Source organism: Methylorubrum podarium, assembly GCF_022179745.1.
Taxonomy (GTDB): domain Bacteria; phylum Pseudomonadota; class Alphaproteobacteria; order Rhizobiales; family Beijerinckiaceae; genus Methylobacterium; species Methylobacterium podarium.
The window spans coordinates 1-5,318 of record NZ_BPRD01000568.1; the positions used below are offsets into that span (position 1 = coordinate 1).

General features: G+C 69.8%; 6 protein-coding genes. 3 read left to right on the forward strand and 3 right to left on the reverse strand.

Going from position 1 to position 5,318, the window contains the following annotated elements:
- The first annotated feature begins 285 nt into the window (after positions 1-285).
- Positions 286-1,152 carry a hypothetical protein gene (locus MFF42_RS23680; protein ID WP_238258232.1) on the forward strand — a complete coding sequence of 289 codons (867 nt, stop codon included), beginning with the start codon at positions 286-288 and terminating at the stop codon, positions 1,150-1,152.
- 104 nt (positions 1,153-1,256) lie between these two features.
- Here the strand turns inward: MFF42_RS23680 and MFF42_RS23685 are convergent, their stop codons facing one another.
- Together MFF42_RS23685 and MFF42_RS23690 are read right to left on the reverse strand one after the other, a co-directional pair.
- Positions 1,257-2,153, reverse strand: coding sequence for a transporter (locus MFF42_RS23685; RefSeq protein WP_238258234.1), 897 nt, complete (start codon positions 2,151-2,153; stop codon positions 1,257-1,259).
- Positions 2,154-2,395: 242 nt separating this feature from the next.
- A complete protein-coding gene (locus MFF42_RS23690) occupies positions 2,396-3,220 on the reverse strand; it encodes a rhomboid family intramembrane serine protease (RefSeq protein WP_238258236.1) in 825 nt (274 codons plus the stop codon).
- 250 nt (positions 3,221-3,470) lie between these two features.
- Between MFF42_RS23690 and MFF42_RS23695 the strand changes: the two genes are divergently transcribed.
- Positions 3,471-4,091, forward strand: coding sequence for a PAS domain-containing protein (locus MFF42_RS23695; RefSeq protein WP_238258237.1), 621 nt, complete (start codon positions 3,471-3,473; stop codon positions 4,089-4,091).
- Positions 4,092-4,226: 135 nt separating this feature from the next.
- On the forward strand, positions 4,227-4,850 hold the full coding sequence (locus tag MFF42_RS23700; protein ID WP_238258238.1) for a PilZ domain-containing protein: 624 nt from the start codon (positions 4,227-4,229) through the stop codon (positions 4,848-4,850).
- Between the two features lie 374 nt (positions 4,851-5,224).
- Here MFF42_RS23700 and MFF42_RS23705 read toward each other — a convergent pair.
- Positions 5,225-5,318, reverse strand: a 94-nt coding sequence (locus MFF42_RS23705; RefSeq protein WP_238258240.1) for a GapR family DNA-binding domain-containing protein, incomplete at its 5' end; no start/stop codon positions are given.

The following is a 5,318-nucleotide window of genomic DNA, read 5'->3' on the forward strand; positions in this document are numbered from 1 at the left end:
ACCGCCGCGGCGGCCAGCAGGCTGCGGCGCGAGAAGGTAGGGGCATGCTGATCGCACACGGCTGCGGCTCCCGAAAAGTCTCGTCCATCTCGGGCTCGGTGTCCGTGCGCGGCCGTCGTCACGCTCCGGCCGTCTCGCAGGGGTCGGCACCGATCCGAGCCGCTTGACTCGTACCCTCCTAGGTTGCAACCGCAGAGTCCAAACTTTGCAGGAAGTTCGGGACGCGGGCCCCCGCGCGGGGCGGGCCTTCCCCGTCATCCGATCCGAGTCACGATGGGCGCGCGGATGCTGGACGACGATTTCATCGCGCGGATCGACGATCTGCGGCGGAGATCCGGCTTTCGTCCGGCGCTCGCCCTGTATTGCCGCGACATGACGGAACCGGAGCGGATCCTGTGGCCGACCCACAAGATGCTCAATCAGTTCGGCCGCTATCTCGTCTCGTTCATGCTGATCCACAACGACTATGCCTGGCGTCGCCGCCAGGGACCGCGCCCGACGCTGACCGCCCTGCAGGCCATGGTCGGATCCAGCAGCCGGCAGACGGCCGCCTTCGTGTCGGCCCTGAAGGCCGCCCGCTTCGTCACCGTCGAAGCGGATCGGGAGGACGCCCGCATCAAGTGGCTGAGGGCGGCCCCCGCCCTGGTCGCCGAGATCGGCCGATCCGGGCGCCTGTTCGTGGCGGCCATGGATACGATCGAGCACAGGCGGCCGGGTCTGGCCGGGCGGCTGGACGACACGGACCATCTGGGAGAACTCATCCGCCGCTCGGCCGCGCATGTCCTGCACCACGGCATGCTCATCGCGCCATTCCCGCGCGTGCTGCGCTTCGCCATGCGCGATTGCGGCTATCCCTTGCTGACCGCCGTGATCGGCGCCCATTACGCCGCCACGATCCCCGGCGCTCCCGCCGCGCCGCCGCTCAGCCTTCGCACGTTGGCGGAGCGGTTGCGGGTCTCGCGCGCCCATATCGGCAATCTCGTCAGGGAGGCCGACGAGGCCGGATGGTTTCGGATCGAGGATCGTCGCGTGACGAGGTTCGACCCCTCGCTCCAGGAGGAGTTCGAACGCTGGGCCGCCGGTCAGATGATCTTCTACGACGATCTCGCCGCCGCGGTCTGCGAGAGCGCGTCCGATCGCTGCGCGGTTTAGGGAACCGGCTCGGCCATGACGGCGCCGCGTCGCGAAGGCGCCGCCGCCCCGGATCCGGGACGGCGCGCAGTGCGCTTCGGACCGGCCGAACCGACCGGTCCCGCTCAGCGGCCTTCGGCCTGGCGGCGGGTGATCAGCGTGCGATTCGGCTGGGCCTCGCCCTTGTCCTGCAGGAACGGGACGACAATGCGGAGCCAGCCGCGGGTTTCCTTGCCGCCGTAGTTGCGCTCCGCCACGTCGCGGGTGACGTAGCCCTGGACGTTCATGAAGCCGAAATTGTAGCCGACGAGACCGCCCACCGCGATCTGGCCCTGCTGTCGGTAGCCGACGACGTCGGTCTTGAGATCGGTCGAGGCGAAGGCGACCGGGCCGACCTGCCACTTGCCGAACTTCTTCGTCAGGGTGACGTCGAGATTGAGGTAGTCGGGATAGAGCGCGCCGTTGGGCGCGCGCGTCTCGAGCATGTGGCCGTAGAGCAGGTTGGCGGTGATCGCCCAGTCGTCGGCGGCGTAGGTGATCGCGAAGCGGTGGCTCAGCGAGGCCGACTGGGTGAGGAAGCGGGTCTCCCAGGGCAGGTAGCCGCCGAGGAGGTAGCTGACGCCGACCCCGTCGCCGAGATCCCAGGCAAGCTGGCCGGCGAGCAGGGGTTGGCCCCAGCCGCTGTTGTAGGGCGCGCCGCGCACGCTGGAGGCGGCGATCGGCGCCACGAAGACGAACTGCACCTGCCCGCCGAGGACGGAGAAGGGGGTCGCCCAGAGCAGGGTTGGCAGGTTGACGTTGCTCTCGGAGTCGAGCGGCGCGGTCTCGCGCACGCCGAAGCTCGACAGGTTCACGGCGTAGAAGCCTTTGGGGAACGGCGCACCGAACGGCACACCCACCGTCTGGCCGGGCTGGGCGGCGGAGGCGGCGTGGGCGGCGGTGCCCCCGAGCCCCCACATGCCGGCGAAGGCGAGTCCGAGACGAGTTCCGAGACGGGCGATGACGGCTGCGCGATGTTTCACCAGGGTCCACTCTCCATCAGGAACGGAGCGGCCATGGGTTGCTTTGGTTCTTACCCGCTCTCGTTCAGCTTACCGACGGTCGAGCGGCTGCTTTTATTGCCGTCTCACTTTCAGAAACTCCTCGCGTGGCGCGTACGACACGGATCTTCCCGGGCACAGTTGGGTGCGCCCGAAGAAAACCGTGTTCGCTGATCGATCGTCATGCCGCCGGGCAGGCGCGGCCGGCCTTCCGTGCCGGATGCCTAACCCCGGCCTCCGGCGCTGCCGCGCTCCATCAGCGGCAGGAGGAAGAAGCCGGCGGCGAAGCCGCCGAGATGGGCGTCCCAGGCGATCGGCCCCTCGCTGCCCCCGAGCGGCAGGGCCAGGACGCCGAACAGCAGGTTGGTGACGAACCAGACCCCGAGGAACAGCACCGCCGGGCGGTTGCGCATCAGCTCCGGGATGGTCTGGAGCCTCGGCCGCGGCGGCAATTGCCACGGCGCCCCGGCCATGAAGGGCGGCGGTGGTTGGAACACGAAGCGGGCCGCCGCCGCCATGAGGGCCGAGATGCCGGCGGAGGCGCCGACCAGCGGCATCAGGCTGTAGGGATCGACGAGGAGATGGACGACGGCGCCCGCGACGATCCCCGCGAGCGCCAGCAGGCCGTAGCGCAGGACGCCGTATCGGCGGGCGACCGGGGTGCCGAAGACGGCGAGCCACACCGCGTTGAAGATCAGGTGCACCCAGGAGCCGTGCAGCAGGGCGTAGGTCGCCCCGGTCCAAGGACTCGCCGACGGGTCGGCGACGAGATAACGGGCGAAGGCCTGCCGTGCCGAGGCCATCTCGGGTCCGCCGGCCCCCTCCCCCGCCGCCCGGATGATCTCGGCCGCCGACGACGGATCGAAGGCGGCGGTCCAGCGGGCCGGGATGAAGGCAAGGTTGAGGAGCAGCGACAGGTCGAGATCGTCCGGCAGGACGGTGCGGACGAGGTGGATCCCGGCCAGCACCGCAATCGAGACGGTGACGATTCCCGGCAGGTTGAAGACGGGCACGCGGCCCTGGCGGGGCAGGTCGGGGGAGGCATCCATGCCGCACCATGTCGGGGGGAAGCGCGGCGCCGCAAGATCCAATCGGCACGGGGCGGCACGAGGTCGCTCAAATGCAAGCGAATCTCCCGACCGGCCGTTAAGGTTAAGGATGGGTTGCACGAGCGTGGCCGAACGGGACGGCATAGGGTGTGCGGACGATAACCACGAACGGCGCACGAGGACGCTTTTCGTGCCGTACCGACCAAGAGCCGTGCCCATTCAGACCCGGGCCGTACCGATGCGGAACATCATGAAGCATCCGACCAGCCGTCAGCTTCACGCCTACTGGGACCGGCTGCGCGGAGAGAGGGCCGCGCCGGAGCGGGGCGAGATCGAGCCCGGCGAGATCCGCAACCTGCTCGCCGACAGCTTCATCCTGGAGACCGATCCGGTGCGGCGCGCGAGCACGGTGCGCTTGGCCGGCACCCGCCTGTGCGCCCTGTTCGGACGCGAATTGCGGGGCACCTCCTTCGTCGACCTCTGGGCCGAGCGGCCCCAGTCCTTCACCGATCCCCGGCAGCTCATCGAGACCGTCGCCGGCGATACCGTGGGCGTGGTGGCGGGCCTGACCGGGGTCACGGTCCGGGACGAGACCCTCGACCTCGAATTGCTGCTCCTGCCGCTGCGCCACCGCGGCAAGACCCAGGCGCGCATCCTCGGCGCCCTGAGCCCGCACTGCATCCCGTCATGGCTCGGCAGCCGGCCGATCCTGCGACTCGAGACCGTGTCCCTGAGGGTGCTCGAGACGGCCGCGCCGGAGCCGGCGGCGATGCGGACCTTCGCCGAGGGCCTGCCCGAGCCCGCCAACGATGCCCGTCCGGTCCGGTTCGGTCATCTGCTGGTCCATGAGGGCGGGCGCGGCAACGCCTGAGCGTCCGCGCCCGGCACGGGGCCTCCCGCGCCGCTCGCGTGGCCGACGGCAGCGCAGCCTCGGCGGGCATGCAAGCCTTTTGTAACCGTGGTGCGGTTAGTGATTCGGTTGGGACATCGAGACCGCCGAGCTGTCATGACCGAGCTCTCCCGATCCGGGACGGCCACCTCTCTGCCGGACTACGCTGCCGAACAGCGGCGGCACCAGCGGGTGCGCGCGACGCTGCTCGGCCGCTACATGCTGGCCGACCGGCGGGAATATCCCTGCCAGACCGTGGACATGTCGCCGGGCGGCGTGCGCCTGACCTGCGCCGTGATCGGTGCGCTGGGCGAGCGCGTGGTGCTGTATCTCGAGCAGATCGGCCGGTTGGAAGGGGTGATCGTGCGCCATCCGCCGCGGGGCTTCGCGATGCGAATCAACGCGACGCCGCGCAAGCGGGAGAAGATCGCGTCCCAGCTCATGTGGCTCGCCAACCGGGAGAGCCTCGGCCTGCCGGAGGGCCGGACCAACGAGCGCCTCGTTCCGAACCAGCCCGGCGTGACCCTGCGCCTGGAGAGCGGCCGCTTCATCGCCGCCCGAATCATCGACATCTCGATGTCCGGCGTGGCGCTCGCGACCTCCTCGTCTCCGCCGATCGGCACGCACATCCTGGTCGGCTCCACGCCGGGCCGGGTGGTGCGCTACTTCGAGGGCGGCATCGGCGCCCAGTTCATGCTGCCGATCTCGCCGGACCGCTTCCACGAGGGCATCACGCTCTGAGGCTCCGAGGCGGCCGGCCCCGCCTCGCCCGCGGCTGCGTGATCGCAACGATGACCGCCGCGTTGCCCGCGGGCCGAATCATCCTCGTCCGACTGGGCCCGAACGGTTTCACGCGCCGGCTCCGCGCGGCGGCGAACTGATCCTGCGCGCAGCGGCCGACACCCTCCTTTCGGATTATAGGTCATCCGTTCGATTGCTTCGGTTTCTCCTCCGTCATTGCGAGGCGAAGCCGTGGCAATCCAGGGCGCGATATTTCCGGAGAGGTCGCGCGCTGGATCGCTTCGGCTCCGCCTCGCGATGACTGGAGAGGGGCACAGCCCGAACTAACCGGCCCCGGCCGGACGTCGTAAAGAACCTCGCGACGACGCGCGGTCCTACGCCATGCCGAGCGCCTGGAGGTACAGTTCGAGGATCGCCTCCTCTTCCTGGCGCTCGTCGTGGTCGCGCTTGCGCAGGGAGATGATCTTG